This window comes from Rhodococcus sp. NPDC127527 (assembly GCF_042672245.1).
Taxonomy (GTDB): domain Bacteria; phylum Actinomycetota; class Actinomycetes; order Mycobacteriales; family Mycobacteriaceae; genus Rhodococcus_G.
This window is the reverse complement of the sequence record NZ_JBHXVP010000011.1, coordinates 156248-171584: the sequence shown is the minus strand read 5'-3', so window position 1 is coordinate 171584 and position 15337 is coordinate 156248. Positions and strand designations below refer to the sequence as shown.

Genomic DNA, 15337 nt, shown 5'->3' with positions numbered 1-15337 from the left:
GGACTCGAGCTGATCGCGGGCGCCTGATCCGCCGCGGCCGCTCCCCGACCCGAGGATCGGGGCTGACGTAAGGCCCCGATCCCCGAACTCGTATGCCAGAGTGCGGTTTACGCCGAGAGGGAAGCGACTCCGGCGACTGCGCCGACCACCGTCACGACGGCCGATACGAGGCCGGCAACGGCGGCGACCTGACCGAGCTCGGTTGCTGACGAACCCATGAAAGTACTCCTTCGATTGGAATCGGTTTAGCCGGGAAGACTTGCCATCCCGTGAGGGTGGTGCGCCGCCAGTCGGACCACGTGGTGGACCGACGTGGAAACCGAAAGGCAGCCGTGCACCGGCGGGGCTGTTGCACCCGCCTGTCCCAAGCATCACGCGCGGCGAGAGGTGGGCCCAGCAGCCTGACGAAACACATACGCAACGACGGCTGCTGCTGACGACTTCTTGACACGCGACCGCGACTCGCCTTGCCATTTTGCGGCCACGGGCTGCCCCATTGCCGCCCACCGGACCACCCTGGCCGCCGTTTCCGACATCCTGATCGGCAGCGATGTCTACGCCCGTTTCCCGCCGATCGGATCCAAGACACGGCAGGATAGGAGGCGATTCCGCGAGCGAGGAGCACGCCGTGCGCATCAACCCCGAAACTCCGTCGCCAACTCGCGCGGTCGACGGCCGCGATGCGGTTCGGGCCGCCGTAGTCGTCGGCGCGCTGGGCGTCGTGTTCGGCGACATCGGCACCAGCCCGATCTACACCATTCAGACGGTGTTCAACCCGGACGACCCGCATCCCGTTCCGATCAGCACGGACAACGTGTACGGCGTCGTCTCGCTCGTCTTCTGGTCGGTGATGATCATCGTCACCCTTACCTACGTCTCGCTCGTCATGCGTGCCGACAACGATGGCGAGGGCGGCATCATGGCACTGATCACGCTCTTGCGGCGACTGGGCGGGGCGCGGCACCGACGGGTCGCCGCGGTGCTGTCCGGACTCGGCATCTTCGGTGCCGCACTGTTCTTCGGCGACAGCATGATCACCCCCGCGATCTCGGTGCTGTCCGCCGTCGAAGGCGTGAAGGTCGTCGAGCCGCGGATGGGAGAATTCATCGTGCCGATCACCGCGGTGATCATCGTGCTGCTCTTCCTGGTGCAACGCCGGGGCACGGCCGTAGTCGGGCGGTTCTTCGGGCCGGTGATGATCGTCTGGTTCGTCTCGATCGGTGCCTGTGGTGCGGCCGGAATCGCCCGGCACCCGGAGATCCTGAAGGCGCTGTCGCCGACCTACGCGGTGAGTTTCATGTTCGGGCACTTCGGAATTGCCTTCTTCGCGCTGGCCGCGGTCGTACTGGCGGTCACCGGCGCGGAAGCGCTCTACGCCGACATGGGCCACTTCGGCCGAAGGGTGATCACCCGCGGCTGGCTGTTGCTCGTCCTGCCGGCCTGCGTACTCAGCTACTTCGGGCAGGGCGCGCTCGTGCTCGGCGACGAGACCAAGGTGAGCAGTCCGTTTTTCCTGCTCCCTCCTGATTGGGCGCGCCTGCCGATGGTGCTGCTGGCCACCGCGGCCACGGTGATCGCCTCCCAGGCCGTGATCACCGGCGCCTACTCGGTGGCGTCGCAGGCCGCCCAGCTCGGCTACCTGCCGAGACTGCGGGTGGCGCACACCTCGGAGTCGACGATCGGCCAGATATACGTGCCCTGGATCAACTGGGTCCTGATGGTGTCGGTCCTCACCCTGGTGTTCGCCTTCCGCAGCTCGGCGGCGTTGGCGTACGCGTTCGGCATGGCGGTGACGGCCACGATCTCGATCACCACGCTGCTGTTCTTCTACATCGCCCGGACCCGATGGCACACCCCACTGTGGCTGGTCCTGGTCGGCGCCGGGTTCTTGTTGACGGTTGACCTGATGTTCCTGGCGGCGAACCTCACCAAGTTGGTCCACGGGGCATGGCTGCCGCTGCTGATCGGCGTCGCGGCGTTCACCGTGATGCTCACCTGGCAGCGCGGGCGCGGCATCGTCACCCTCGCGCGAGAGCGTGCGGAGGGGCCGCTGCGTGAGTTCGTCGACCAGCTCGATCAGCACCGACCGCCGCTGCTGCGGGTCCCCGGCACCGCGGTGTTTCTCAACCGAGGCAACCAGACCGCGCCACTGGCGATGCGGGCCAATGTCGAACACAACCGAGTACTGCACGACCACGTGGTGATCATGTCGATCGATACACTGCCGGTCCCTCGGGTGCCGGACGAGGAACGCACCGAGGTCGACGATCTCGGCCATGCCGAGGACGGCATCATCCACCTGACCGCACACTTCGGGTACATGGAGAAGCCGAACGTCCCGGACGCGCTGCGCCTGCTCGACCCCGGGCAGACCGAGGGTCCGATCGCCATCGACGACGCCTCCTACTTCCTGTCGAAGATCGAACTGAAGAAGGGGACGGCGCCGACGATGGCGCCGTGGCGCAAGCGTCTGTTCATCGCGACGTCGCATATCACTGCCGATGCCGCGGAGTTCTTCGGTCTGCCCGGTGACCGGACCGTGATCATCGGTTCGCGGATCGAGGTGTAGGCCTCGCGGATCGACACGCAGACACGAAACCCTGACATCGGCGACCACCGGGACGTGAGTACTTCCTGATTCGGGGGGGGGCATGCTGCGGGCCACAACGGGGCAGCTACGGAACCGCCATGGCTGCAGACGAATTCCCGACGAATGGTGTGGCTGATCGACCTGGAGTGAGCAAACCTCGCGCGGATCGCGAGCGCGTTCAATCAAGAACGTGGCATCAACCTCGGGCGAGGTGAAGTCGGTCGACCAGACCGCCGATCGTCGTGTACATCGTGAGCGGCCGTGGCGACGCGCATCGGCTGACCGCCGTTGGCGGCCTTGCGGCGTTGTCGTTGGATGCGCTCGCGGAGGGACTAGATCTCACCCAAGTCGAGTCGCGCCAAGATTCGGGTGTAGCCGTCGCAGACCGCGACAACGTGCGCACGCCCCACCTCGTCATAGGCGTTGGTGCACGCCACCGCGAGCAGATCGCCCGCACGCACGTCGCTGGGCAGTTGCATGCCGGTGGCGACCTCGTCTCTTGCCGCGCGCTGAATGCCCGTCACGGTAACCTGCTCGAGCCGTCCGTGGGAATACCGGTTCGCCAGTACCACCGCGTGTTTCGCGGACTGCAGCGTCTGCCGCAGGTTTGCAGTCATGCGCGCGGTGATCGACACAACGCTGCGGCCGCCCGGTGTCCGGCTCACCCCGGCCACCCGGAACAGCGTGACCCCCGACGGCGCGACCACGGCGCGCCCGGGTTCGAGGACGATCCCGGGCCGGGGCAACCGGAATTCGGCACAGGAGTTGTCGATCACGTCGTCGACGGCTTCGGCCAGTTCTCTCAGATTCGGTGCTTGGGCGCTCGGCGTCGCGTGACCTGCACCGAAGTGCAACTCGGAGAGAAGGACGCCGTGTTGTTCGAGGACCTGGTTCATCTGTGCGACCAGGCAGCCCGCCGCGGTCCGCCAATGCTGGACATCGGCTGTGGTGGCCCTGACGTCGCAGTACAACCCGATCATGTCGAACCTGTGCTGGCTCACGACACGGGCCACGGCCCGGTCCGCCCGGCCATTGGAGATGCGGAACCCGGATTTCGAATCGACGTCGGCGACCGGGCGTCCGAACAGGTCGACGTCCGCGACGATGCCGACGAGCACAGTTTGCCGGCGATCGAGCAGACCAGCGAGCCTGGTGATCTCGTCATTGGAGGCCACCACCATCCGTCCGACTCCGGCGGACAGTGCCGCACGAAGCTCGCCTGGGGTCGGCGAGCTCCCGTGCAGGATCATGCGTGTGGGATCGACCCCCGCGGCAACGGCCGCGGCGAGTTCGCCCGCAGAGCCGATGTCGATCGCCATACCTTCTGCCTTGGCCCACCCGGCAATGCCGCGCACCAGTGCGGCATTGCCGGGATAGGTGATCCGCGTATCAGGCAGCGCCTCGCGGTAGGCGTCCGCGCGGCGGCTCACATCTATTTCGTCTATGACGTATGTCGGAGTGCCGTACTCGTCGGCGATGTCAGTGAGCGCGACGCCCGAGATGACGAGCCGTCCGCGCGCGTCGTGGTGGGCACCGTGCGGCCACACCAGGGGGTCCAGGTGCGGGTGCATGACCTCCCTTGGGGAGGGCAAAAAGTCGAGCAATGCCATCGCCAACTCCTCAGCGACCAGCTGCATTGCGGCGACGAATCTGGTCACGTCGCTGAATCGCGCAGCTCACAATTCGAGACTGCACCCACGCCCGCCAGGCGCACCGACCCCTGACAACTTCCTGATGGCGCTCACGCTGTTCTTGATTCTCTGGATACGGGACCCGGCGGGAGAGGTCGGTCGACGCCCAACCCTGTACCCAACTATCGAGTCACGGTTCGAAGCATCCCACCATGCGTGATGAGTGGCTTCGACGGCGGCTAGGTCCCATATCCGCGAGTCGGGCGGGAAGGTACTCGTTCGGAATCGTACGGAGCTGCCGCGTCGATCAGTTTCGCTGCTTTCTGCGTCCGCCTGTCGTCATACGCACTGCCTCGTCGAGCCGTGTCTTGTTCCGTTCGACGAGCGGGTGAACTCGTCGTCGGAGATCAGGTCGCCGTAGTAGGCCTGCTCGATGTCGTCCCAGCTTCCGCCTAGGGCGTGTCTGACAAAGCGTGGGTCCAGGCGATTGCGGCGTGGATGAGAACGGCAGCTCGGTAGACGATCGCGTGTTTGTCGTAGCGGGTGGCGAGGCCTCGCCATTGCTTGGTGTGGCAGAACCGGCGTTCGATCACGTTGCGGTTCTTGTAATCGGCGGCGTCGAGCCCGACAGGCCTGCCACCGCGTGAGCCGCGACGTTTGCGGCGCCCCTGCTGGTCTCTGGGTTCAGGGATGACGGCCTTGATGCCACGCTCGCGCAGATGCTTCCGGATCACGCGGGACGAGTACGCCTTGTCTCCGCGGACCGCATCCGGTCTCGTGCGCGGTCGCCCGATCTGCCGTCCGACGCGCAACTGCTCCAGAAGCGGCAACAGCATCGGAGATCCCCGGCCTGGCCGGGAGTGATCAGAGGCAGCCCGTTGCCATCGACGAGCTGATGGATCTTCGTCGACAACCCACCCCGCGAGCGGCCGATCCCGTGATCAGGCGGCTCGACCGCTGGATTCGTCTAGTTCGACCCATCCCCTTGTGGGGCGGATCGTGTTCGTCGCATGCTGATGCGCGCGAGTGATCGTCGAGTCCACCGACAGCGACCAATCGATCAGCCCCTCCGCGTCCGCCTGCGCGGTGAGCGTCGCCAGCACCTTGTCCCAGGTGCCCTCGACAGCCATCCGGTGATGCCACGTCCACACCGTCTGCCACGGCCCGAACGACTCGGGAAGATCACGCCACGCGATCCCGCACCGATAGCGGTAGCTGATCCCCTCGACCATCAACCGCGCATCCGAGAACTTCCTGCTCGGACGTCCCGTCGGCTTCGGGAGCATCCCCTCGATCAACGACCACGGGGCATCCGAGAGCAACTGAAAACGCGATACGGGACCAGAGTTCCAGCCAGAACGCTCAACCTTCGCCAGACACGTCCTAGGGATCCGGCCAATGGCTTCGGGTCAGGTCCGCTTGCGGCTCGCGATCTCGTCAGAGAGCTGCTGCACGTGGGCGGGGTCCGCGTCCCGGGCAAGGGCGATGTAGTGGTCCATGACGGCCGGCCGGTAGCGCACGGGCAACGTCTGTCCTGGGGCGAGTCGGGTGAGCTGGGTGATCGTGAGGCTTTCGTCTGCGATACCGCGGAACGAGATGCCGTCGGCGGTCTCCACGTCGAGCATCAGGACCACGCGTGGATTGCTGTTGACCTCCCGCCAGTCGACGAGAACGCCGAGCGCAAGCGCCCCCGTACGCAGTTCCGCATTGCGCTTGCGTGCATCACTGCTCATGACCGGGTTCGGGGCGACGCCCGGGAAGTCGGGCCCGACGCCGAGCGATTCCCGACTCAGGTCAGGCCTGAGCTTCGACATCACATCGTCGAGCGTCATCTTCGAATCTTTGCGCTTCTTCTTCCAACCGAACATCCTGGCCCCTCCCTCACGCCGGTGCCGGAATCTCGGCTTGGCGCTTCGCGCTCACTGCGATGGTACGGCGCGGCCAGTCCCGACCTCCGTCGCATCGCCCCGTCCCGATGGGGTCGCCGTCTGCGGTCGCGGACGGGCCCGGTCGGTGCACCAGTCTGGGGCATCCGAGAGCAACTGAAACCGCGACACGCCTCAGGCAACCCACCTGAACCCTGCCCGGTTGGGAGACACGCCATAGGGCGAAGAAGCGTCTCAATCTTCAGGTTCGGGGACGAACTCTTCTGCTTGATCGCGGAACCACGTGAGCGATGCGTCAAGATACGCCTCACCATCGAGTGCCACCAACAGGATCTGGTCGGGGTCATGCACGTAGGAGATCACCTGACCGATCTCGCCCCCCCCGGGGCCCGGGTCGCAGTCGGCGAACAGGACGATCGTGCTCACTCCAAAGGCTGCGAATGGCACCCACGTGTCGAGGAACCAGCCCGCGCGGATCCGACCATCGCGAGGTGCCGACTCCTGCCAGCCCGCGAAGTTCCCCGCGATATCACGCAGGCGATTGCGCAACGCAAGGGACTGCGACACGGACAGGAAGTCCGCACCGGTGAAGAATTCTGGCCGTGTGAACACCGGACTGTAGACTGGCCCGCCGTCGGCGACTCGCCACAGATCGACGAGCCAGTCCACCACCCCGTATCCCAGCGACGCGAGCATCGCGTCACGATTCGTGTCCGCCAGCGGGGCTCGCAAATCCAGAGAAGCATCAAGTTCCGTGTATATCTCCGCAACAGCGTCGAGACAGGCGCGAGGTGTCGTCATGCGCTTGCCCTTTCACTCCCAAGGCACGTGGGTGCCAGCGCTAGTGGCACCCACGGGCCAGCTTCCGGATTCCAGGGGGGCTCACACGGCGTTGCTGGAGAAGTCGTTGCTGCCGGGCGCGGTCTTCGCGGGGTACGTGACACGACCTTCGCGACGCAGCCGCCGCATCCTGCGGCCGAGCAGGAAGAAGACCAGCGTGAACACGACCAGGCCGCCGGCGGGGATCGCGACCGCCAGGAGCAGGCCAGCGTGTGCGCTCATGGGGACCATCCTGCCTGTCGAATGCCCGCACCGGCCGCTGAGCGGCGGTGACGTTTCCAGATCGTCTGCCACGGCCCGAATTCGGCAGGCACGGCACGGCACATCGACCCCGTACCGGTAGACGATGCCCTCGACGACCCGGCGGTTGTTGCGGAACGGACGTCCACCCTGTTCGCTGACAGACGGCACCGGGGGCTCGATAAACGCCCACCGGGCGTCGGGTCCTGGAGTGGCTGACTGGTAGCACCGGGACCGCCTCCGACATCAGCCAAGCCGCCGACGTCATCACGACCGCAGGCTGGGAGTCTGCCTAGGTGGGATCGGTTCTGCCAACGGTCTCTCCATCCTCCGCAAACTAGATAAGCGCATCTCGCCCACGGTGTAACTGGCCGCTGAGCGTCTACGGGACGGAGCGGCTGATGCAGAGCAGACTCACGGATCCGCTCTTCGGACCGACGCCTCCGTCGCGATCCACATGACACCAAACGCGCCAATCATCGCGATCCCGACGTATTCCAGGTTCAGCGCTGAAAAGAATCCTGTCACCGGGTCATGCAATGCGAACGCATCCCGGACCGCAGACACTAGGATCGTGATCCCAATACCGAACGCCGACACCACCGACATTGTTGTGATCAGCACGTTGAAACTCCGCCGACGTCGTGATCCATCACTGGCTGATGAGTACAACCGCATCATCGCGATGCCGTTCAGAGAGTCGCCCAACGTCATACCAGCCGCGAAACACACCGGCAGGGCTAGCAGCGATATCGTCGCCACTCCGGAGGCGGCGCTCGTTCCCGCGAGAACCAGCAGTCCGATGAGACTCGCCGTGTCGAACCCGAGCCCAAACAGTGCCCCAATGACAAACACATGGCGCGGATAGGTGACCCGGCCCAACGGGCGAGCCATCAACCGGCCGACAAACGTCGGCGGCGAGCTCACACTGCCATTGCCGGCGCCGCCCCGCAGAATGCCCCGTAGGACGACCGTGTTAACCAAGCCGATGAGAACCAGAAACGACCCTGCGACCATCGATCCTGTCAACCCGAGTACACCCGCGACGGGGCTTTCGCCCTCGAACGTGCGATCCATGCCGCGCACCCCTAGGACGACAAGCAGTGAGGCGACCGCGACAATCGTTGAGTGGCCTAGGCTGAACGCTAGTCCGACGCTGACAGGGCGCCGTCCGTCTGCGATGAACTTTCGGGTGGCGTTGTCGATTGCACTGATGTGGTCGGCATCGGCTTGGTGCTTGAGGCCTGCGAGGTACGCGGTTCCGACCATCCCAATTGTCAAGCCTCCTGCCAGGCCACGTAAGCCCTGGCTGAAAGCGAGGCCGAATCCGACAAGGTGGAGGGCTCCCACAACGCCGAAGGTGATTCCCAGCCGAAGACGCGGCGATGCCTTTTCCCGACGCTCCGACGACGCGAAGCGCAGGATCCCGCCGCCCGCATGAACACTCACGCCACCACCCCCGCGACATGCATGGCACGCCCACTCGCAACACGAGACAAATGCAACGGGAAGGCGTCGAAGGCGTGGCGCATGCCCAGCGCGTACGCCGTTGCTCCCAGTCCGACACCGAAGGCCCCGCCGTCGAACTGGTAGTGAGCGGGCACCACGAGGAACAGCAGCGTTCCCCACCCCATGACGTGCAGCGTCAGGATCGTCAGTGCCATGCCCGCGACGTTTCGCCGGCGACCGGCACTGGAGACCTTCGATGCCGTGGACATCAGTTCTCGCCTCGGAATTGTCTGGCGGCCGAGTTGGATTGACTCGTCGGTTGCGATGGAGACATCGGTCGCGCAAACAGCGTACAACGCATCGACCAGCCGATCGACGCATCGCCGGTGGCTGCGAGCGCGCGTAGATCTCGGCGGGGTCACCAACTCGGCGGGGTCTCCACTCGGCGGCTCCGATGCTGTCGAGTCGGGATCGTAACCTTGGTGAACACCCGATGAACTGCTCCGCTCCCGACGCCGTGAGATCATGAACCGAGTTGGGGGTGCAGTGACGAAGGCAGCTGACGGAGTTCGGCCGGCGCCGATTCGACACGGGAGGAGCGTCGGCCCTGACGATGTAAGGCGGTGCCGAGCATGGACGACACGACCGGCCGGAACGGAGCCGACAGGACGGACTCGGCTGCCGCTGCTGCTGTCCCCGATGTCCACGCCGAGGGCGAACTCGAGTCCCTTCGCGCGGAACTCGACCGGATAGACAACGAGTTGCTCGACAGCGTCCGCGCCCGGATCGAGGTGTGCACCCGGATCGCTGTGGTCAAGCGGCGATACGCGATCCCGATGATGCAGCCACGCAGGGTCGGCGCGGTGCACGAGCACGCACGGACCTACGCCCTCAGCCACGACCTGTCGGCGGACTTCCTGCGGAATCTCTACGACCTCCTCATCGCGGAGACGTGCCGCGTCGAGGACGTCGTCATCGACGGGACCGAGTCCTCCGACGCGCTCGGCATGCGCGTACGCGATTGAGGGCCGAGCCGTGCGGACGCTGCTGATCGACAACTACGATTCGTTCACGTACAACCTGTACAGCCTGCTGACCGGAGTGAACGGTCGCGAACCCGTGGTCGTCCAGAACGACGCCGACTGGTCGGCGGTTCGGCTGTCCGACTTCGACAACATCGTGGTCTCCCCCGGCCCCGGCAGGCCCGAGCGGCGCCGGGACTTCGGAATCGGCAGGAACGCCTTCACCGACTCCGGACTGCCCGTACTCGGGGTGTGCCTGGGCCATCAGGGACTGTGCCACCTGTTCGGTGGTCGGGTTTCCAGCGCGCCGGAACCCATGCACGGTCGGATCTGTTCGGTGCGGCATTCCGGCACGGAACTGTTCGCCGGGATCCCGTCACCATTTCGTGTTGTCCGGTACCACTCGCTCGCCGTCGACGAGTTGCCGCCGGACCTCGTCGCCGAGGCCTGGACGGACGACCACGTGCTGATGGCGGTCCGGCACCGCGAGTTGCCGTTGTGGGGGGTGCAGTTCCACCCCGAGTCGATCTGCACCGAGCACGGGCGTGAGCTGCTGGCGAACTTCCGTGACCTGACACCCGTCCGCGCCTCGAAGCCGATCAGACCCGTTGCGGCGCCGCAGCCTGAATCGCGCGAGTCGGGGCACCGCTTCCGAGTACGCAGTGCCCGCATCGATCGTGCGGTCGATCCGCGGGAGGTGTACGAGAAGCTGTTCGCCGCCGGACCGAACAGCTTCTGGCTGGATGGCAGTTCCGCATCGGACGCGGACTCCCGGTTCTCGGTAATGGGCGATTCTTCAGGCCCGCGTGCCGAGTTCGTCACCTATCGGGTCGCGGAGACGACGGTTCGGGTGCATCGCCAGGGACACCCCACCGCCGAGTTGCGCACCACCCTGTTCGACTACCTCGACGAGCAACTGCGTGAGCGTGTCGTCGCGCCACGCCTGGATCTGCCGTTCGGCTTCAACCTCGGCTACGTCGGCTACCTCGGCTACGAACTCAAGGCCGACACCTGCGGTCAGCTGGTGCACGGGTCCACGCGCGAGGATGCGGCCGTCGTCTTCGCCGATCGGGCGCTGGTGTTCGATCACGCATCCGGGTGCTGCCACCTGCTGGTCCTCGACGACGGCACCGACGATCCGGCCGGTGACCGCTGGATGCAGGAGACGACTGCGGCGATCACGGCGCTCGACGAGGTTCCGGTCGAGACGCCGTGGGCACCACCGCTGGTCCCGGCGGAGGCCGACATCGACATCCACTTCCGGCACACCCGCACGAAGTACCTCGGCCTGATCGAGCAGTGTCTCAGCGAGATTCGGTCGGGCGAGTCCTACGAGGTGTGCCTGACCAACGCGGCGACGGTCAAGCGGACCGTCGACCCGCTCGAGGGGTTCTCCTGCCTCCGCGACATCAGCCCCACCCCGTACAACGCGCTCCTGCAGTTCTCCGGAACTTCCGTGCTCAGTGCCTCTCCCGAGCGATTCGTGCGGATCGGATCGGACCGGACCGTCGAGTCGAAGCCGATCAAGGGAACCCGGCCGCGAGCATCGGAACCCGACGAGGACGAGGCCCTGCGCCGCGGACTTCTGTTGAGCGAGAAGGACCGCGCGGAGAACCTGATGATCGTCGACCTGGTCCGCAACGACCTGTCGCGGGTGTGCGTGCCCGGTTCGGTGCACGTGCCGAAGCTCTTCGACGTCGAGACGTATGCGCCCGTGCACCAACTGGTCTCGACCGTGCGGGGCACGATGCGCGCGGACGTCACCCCGGTGGACTGCCTGCGGGCGACCTTCCCCGGCGGGTCGATGACGGGGGCGCCGAAGGTGCGCACCATGGAGATCATCGACAAACTCGAGGACGGGCCTCGCGGGGTCTACTCGGGGGCGATCGGCTATCTCTCGCTCAGTGGCACCGCGGACTTCTCGATCGTCATCCGGACGATGGTGGCCACGGACGAGGAGGTCACGTTCGGGGTCGGCGGCGCCATCGTGGCGTTGTCAGACGTGGACGAGGAGTTCGACGAGACGATGGTCAAGGCGCTGACCATGCGGCGCTGCCTGTCCCTCGCAGACGGCCTCGCGCCGCACGACGGTGTGCCGGACGAGCAGGGGGGACGGTCCGGGCCGTGACCACGCACCCGCTCGCGTCGACGGTCGTGGCCGGCGGCCGTGGAGCGGTCGGCGCGATGCTGGCCGACCTGCTGCGCACCGACGGGAGACGGGTGGTCGTCGCGGATCCGCGGAACGAGCCGGGCCTCGACGTCACCCGGCCCGATCACGCCGTGGACGCGGCGCTCCGAGAGGCCGAGACGGTGGTGCTGGCGGTGCCCGAACCCGTAGCCGTCGCCGCGGTCGCCGTGCTTCGAGATCGACTGCGCCCCGGGGCGTTGCTGGTCGAGACGCTGTCGGTGAAGACGCGCATCGCGGGGCGGATGCGCGACCTGGACACGCCGTCGGTGGGGATCAATCCGATGTTCGCGCCGTCGCTCGGTATGGCAGGCAGGCCGGTACTCGTCGTGCTCCACCGCGACGGTCCCCCGGTGGCGGGGTTCCTCGACCTGCTGCGGTGCGGCGGTGCGACGGTGGTGCCGGTGACGGCGGTCGAGCACGATCGGTTGTGCGCGGCGACACAGGCGCTGACGCACGCGTCGGTGCTCGCGGCGGGTCTCGCACTGGGCGAACTCGACGCGGGGACCGAGGAACTGCACGCCGCCGCGCCACCGCCGCACACCCTGCTGCTGGCATTGCTCGCCCGGGTCACTCTCGGAACGCCCGAGGTGTACTGGGACGTGCAGGCGGCGAATCCCTTCGCCCGCGAGGCCAGGGCGGCGTTGGCGGCGGGCCTGGCACACCTGTCGCGGGTGTGCGAGTCCGGCACCGAGGCCGAGTTCGCGGCCCTCATGACGCAGGCGCGAGGTCCGTTGGGTGACCTCGATGGGCATTACGGCGACCTGTGCGCGCGACTGTTCGAGTCCCTGCCGGTCGACGCGCGCACGGCGGGCGGAGGGACGCCGTGAACGATCGCCCCGCACCCGGCGTGGAGAACCCGCGGCTGCCCGAGTTCGACCCCGACGACCCCGTGGAGAGCGCGGTGATCGCCGGCCTGGTCCGGAGCTGGCCGCGCCGGGCAACCGTCCGCCGGGCCGAGCCGGACCTCGACGAGGTCTTCGACCCGGCCAAGGCCGACTACGCCGAGGAACTCGTCCCGTTCCGGGACCACGAGACCTACCTCGCACTGGACGAGGCGACGAGAGACCGGATCCGGGCGTGGGCCTGGATCGCGTACAACAAGAACGTCGTCGACATCGAGCAGCACGTGGTCAACCCCGGCTTCCAACTGTTGCTGGAGGATTCGCTGCACACCGGGCTCGGGGACACGGCGCGGGCGTCGGTGGTGCAGGCGATGGTCGACGAGCAGTACCACACGCTGATGCACCTCAACGCCAGCGCACTGACGCGCAGGAGGCGCCCGTGGCCGCTACCCGAGCGGGCATTGCCGACGAGTCTGACCGTGGTGCGCGGCCGCGAAGCGGTGGCGGCCCAGGACGATCCGCGGGCGGCCGCACTGGTCACCCTCGCCTTCACCACGGTCGCGGAGACGTCGATCGGGGCCTACCTGAGCCTGATCGCCGACGACGAGACGGTGCAACCGGTGAACAAGGCGACCGTCGCGCTGCACCGCCGCGACGAGCGGGCGCACGCCTCGGTCACCTCCGAACTGGTGAAGCTCGTGTACGACCGCCTGCACCCCGACGACCGCCGCATCCTGTTGTCGGGCATGGCCGACGGTGTGGCGGCCTTCACCGGCACCGACTACTCGGTGTGGTCGGCGATCCTGGCGGAGGTGGGCGTCGCGGGTGCGGACGCGATGCTGCGGGACGTGGCCGCCGGACCCGGTGACGGCCGCCTGGTGCAGGACTGCAGCGCGATCGACCGGCTACGGGCACAGCTGGCGGATCCGCGGTCCGACGCGCCGCGGGAGTGACGACCGACGGGAGCGCTGTGGCTGCCGATCAACTGCGCAGCTGCGCGTTCAACCGTGCCGCCTGCCGCGTGAGGTGGTCGCGCTCGGGGAGGTTGCTCGCTGATCGGGCGGCGTCCGCGTAGAGCCGCGCCGCGGCCACCGGGTCTCCGTCCCGCTCGCGCAGATAGGCCGTGACGGCGGTGTAGCGGGGCAGGGAGGGATCCACCCCCGCCAGTGCGGCCAGCCCGGCGCGTGGGCCGTCGGCCTCGCCGACCGCGACGGCTCGATTGAGGCGGGCCACCGGGCTGTCGGTGAGCCGCACCAGTTCGTCGTACCACTCGACGATCTGTACCCAGTCGGTCTCGTCGGCCGTGCAGGCGTCGGCGTGGAGCGCGGCGATGGCGGCCTGGGCCTGGAACTCGCCCAACCGGTCGCGGGCGAGAGCCGCCTGGAGCACGTCGACGCCCTCGGCGATCAGGCGGGCGTCCCACAGGCTACGGTCCTGCTCGGCGAGGGGCACGAGGCTGCCGTCCGGCCGAGTCCGTGCCGGACGCCGAGCGTGATGGAGCAGCATGAGCGCCAGCAGGCCGGCCACCTCCTCGTGTCGGGTTCTGGCCGCCAGTTCGCGGGTGAGTCGGATCGCCTCGGCCGCGAGGTCGATGTCTCCTGAGTAGCCCTCGTTGAAGACGAGGTAGAGCACGCGCAGCACCGTGGCGACGTCACCGGGTTGGTCGAACCGCACCCCGGAGACGGTCCGCTTGGCCCGGCTGATTCGCTGCGCCATCGTCGACTCGGGCACGAGATACGCCTGCGCGATCTGCCGCGTGGTCACGCCGCCGACCGCGCGGAGGGTGAGTGCGACCGCGGACGCAGGCGTCAGCGAGGGGTGCGCGCACAGGAAGTACAGCTGGAGTGTGTCGTCCGCGGTCTCACCCGGTCCGGGCAGGGGTTCCGCGTCGACGAGCACCTCGCGCCGACGGCGCGAGGTGTCGGCGCGGGTGGCGTCGAGAAACTTGCGCCAGGCCACGGCGACCAGCCAGCCCTTGGGATCCCGCGGCGGGTCGTCCGGCCATCCGCGCACCGCCTCCACCAGGGCGTCCTGCACGGCGTCCTCGGCCGCCGCGAAATCAGCTCCGCGGCGGACGAGGACGCCGATCGCAGCGGGAGTGAGGGTCCGCAGCACGGCCTCGTCCACGATGCGTCAGTCCGTGACGGTCGGGGGCGCAGACAGGAAGGGGCGCACCTCGAGCCACTCGTGGATCGGCTTGCCACCCGCACCCGGAGCCGCGGACAGCTCACCGGCCAGCGCTAGTGCCCGGTCGTAGGTCTCGACGTCGATCACCATCCAGCCGGCGATCAGATCCTTGGTCTCCGCGAAGGGGCCGTCGGTGACCGGTGGCCGACCCTCGCCGTCGTAGCGGACGAAGGTGCCCTCCTGGGAGAGCGCCTGCCCGTCGACGAACTCGCCGGTACCCTCGAGCCGATCGGCGAAATCCTGCATGTACTGCACGTGTGCCGTGATCTCTTCCTGGGTCCACTCGTCCATCGGCACGTCGTTGACCGCCGTCGGTGCGCCCCGGTAGTGCTTGAGCAACAGGTACTTGGCCATCGTGTTCTCCTAGGTGAGGTACGGCCCATTCTGGCCGCATTCACTACGGGGACGGAGCCACGATCCGGTTCTCGACATCCCGCCGCCACATTTCTGGCGAGTTTCGCC

Annotated in this window: 13 protein-coding genes and 1 pseudogene; 5 read left to right on the top strand and 9 right to left on the bottom strand. The window is 67.3% G+C overall.

The window, feature by feature from the left end; all coding sequences use genetic code 11:
• Positions 1-550 precede the first annotated feature (550 nt).
• Entirely contained in the window at positions 551-2569 is a 2019-nt protein-coding gene (locus ACFVH2_RS18745) for a potassium transporter Kup (RefSeq protein WP_378426020.1), read from the top strand.
• A 353-nt stretch (positions 2570-2922) separates the two neighbouring features.
• On the opposite strand, the gene ACFVH2_RS18740 is transcribed toward ACFVH2_RS18745, so the two are convergent.
• From ACFVH2_RS18740 to ACFVH2_RS18710, 7 genes and pseudogenes are all read right to left on the bottom strand, one after another.
• Complete coding sequence (locus tag ACFVH2_RS18740; protein ID WP_378426022.1) at positions 2923-4200, bottom strand: diaminopimelate decarboxylase family protein; 1278 nt, start codon at positions 4198-4200, stop codon at positions 2923-2925.
• Positions 4201-4673: 473 nt separating this feature from the next.
• Positions 4674-5543, bottom strand: a pseudogene (locus tag ACFVH2_RS18735) (IS5 family transposase).
• A gap of 87 nt (positions 5544-5630) precedes the next feature.
• Positions 5631-6053, bottom strand: coding sequence for a hypothetical protein (locus ACFVH2_RS18730; protein ID WP_378426024.1), 423 nt, complete (start codon positions 6051-6053; stop codon positions 5631-5633).
• 288 nt (positions 6054-6341) lie between these two features.
• Entirely contained in the window at positions 6342-6908 is a 567-nt protein-coding gene (locus tag ACFVH2_RS18725) for an SMI1/KNR4 family protein (RefSeq protein WP_378426026.1), read from the bottom strand.
• A gap of 81 nt (positions 6909-6989) precedes the next feature.
• Complete coding sequence (locus ACFVH2_RS18720) at positions 6990-7169, bottom strand: hypothetical protein (protein WP_378426028.1); 180 nt, start codon at positions 7167-7169, stop codon at positions 6990-6992.
• Positions 7170-7601: 432 nt separating this feature from the next.
• Positions 7602-8636, bottom strand: a complete 1035-nt coding sequence (locus ACFVH2_RS18715) for a HoxN/HupN/NixA family nickel/cobalt transporter (RefSeq protein WP_378426030.1) — start codon at positions 8634-8636, stop codon at positions 7602-7604.
• Positions 8633-8905, bottom strand: a complete 273-nt coding sequence (locus ACFVH2_RS18710) for a hypothetical protein (protein ID WP_378426032.1) — start codon at positions 8903-8905, stop codon at positions 8633-8635. Before ACFVH2_RS18710 ends, ACFVH2_RS18715 begins: the two co-directional genes overlap by 4 nt.
• Before the next feature lie 363 nt (positions 8906-9268).
• On the opposite strand from ACFVH2_RS18710, the gene ACFVH2_RS18705 reads away from it, so the two are divergent.
• The 4 genes from ACFVH2_RS18705 to ACFVH2_RS18690 are packed head-to-tail and all read left to right on the top strand — an operon-like array spanning position 9269 to position 13641.
• Entirely contained in the window at positions 9269-9661 is a 393-nt protein-coding gene (locus tag ACFVH2_RS18705) for a chorismate mutase family protein (RefSeq protein ID WP_378426033.1), read from the top strand.
• 10 nt (positions 9662-9671) lie between these two features.
• Positions 9672-11786: an aminodeoxychorismate synthase component I gene (gene pabB, locus ACFVH2_RS18700; RefSeq protein WP_378426035.1), complete on the top strand. Its 2115-nt coding sequence runs from the start codon at positions 9672-9674 to the stop codon at positions 11784-11786.
• Positions 11783-12673, top strand: coding sequence for a prephenate dehydrogenase/arogenate dehydrogenase family protein (locus ACFVH2_RS18695; RefSeq protein ID WP_378426037.1), 891 nt, complete (start codon positions 11783-11785; stop codon positions 12671-12673). The genes pabB and ACFVH2_RS18695 overlap by 4 nt, the downstream gene beginning before the upstream one ends.
• On the top strand, positions 12670-13641 hold the full coding sequence (locus ACFVH2_RS18690) for a diiron oxygenase (RefSeq protein ID WP_378426038.1): 972 nt from the start codon (positions 12670-12672) through the stop codon (positions 13639-13641). The genes ACFVH2_RS18695 and ACFVH2_RS18690 overlap by 4 nt, the downstream gene beginning before the upstream one ends.
• A gap of 28 nt (positions 13642-13669) precedes the next feature.
• On the opposite strand, the gene ACFVH2_RS18685 is transcribed toward ACFVH2_RS18690, so the two are convergent.
• Positions 13670-14815, bottom strand: coding sequence for an RNA polymerase sigma factor (locus tag ACFVH2_RS18685; protein WP_378426040.1), 1146 nt, complete (start codon positions 14813-14815; stop codon positions 13670-13672).
• A 6-nt stretch (positions 14816-14821) separates the two neighbouring features.
• Entirely contained in the window at positions 14822-15229 is a 408-nt protein-coding gene (locus ACFVH2_RS18680; RefSeq protein WP_378426042.1) for a YciI family protein, read from the bottom strand.
• Positions 15230-15337 lie beyond the last annotated feature (108 nt).

Bases quoted from the DNA above. Each gene is read 5' to 3' on its own strand.
- ACFVH2_RS18705 (WP_378426033.1), top strand. From the start codon at position 9,269: ATGGACGACACGACCGGCCGGAACGGAGCCGACAGGACGGACTCGGCT.
- ACFVH2_RS18740 (WP_378426022.1), bottom strand. From the start codon at position 4,200: ATGGCATTGCTCGACTTTTTGCCCTCCCCAAGGGAGGTCATGCACCCG.
- ACFVH2_RS18730 (WP_378426024.1), bottom strand. From the start codon at position 6,053: ATGACGCTCGACGATGTGATGTCGAAGCTCAGGCCTGACCTGAGTCGG.
- ACFVH2_RS18710 (WP_378426032.1), bottom strand. From the start codon at position 8,905: ATGTCCACGGCATCGAAGGTCTCCAGTGCCGGTCGCCGGCGAAACGTC.
- ACFVH2_RS18725 (WP_378426026.1), bottom strand. From the start codon at position 6,908: ATGACGACACCTCGCGCCTGTCTCGACGCTGTTGCGGAGATATACACG.
- ACFVH2_RS18680 (WP_378426042.1), bottom strand. From the start codon at position 15,229: ATGGCCAAGTACCTGTTGCTCAAGCACTACCGGGGCGCACCGACGGCG.
- ACFVH2_RS18720 (WP_378426028.1), bottom strand. From the start codon at position 7,169: ATGAGCGCACACGCTGGCCTGCTCCTGGCGGTCGCGATCCCCGCCGGC.
- ACFVH2_RS18745 (WP_378426020.1), top strand. From the start codon at position 551: ATGTCTACGCCCGTTTCCCGCCGATCGGATCCAAGACACGGCAGGATA.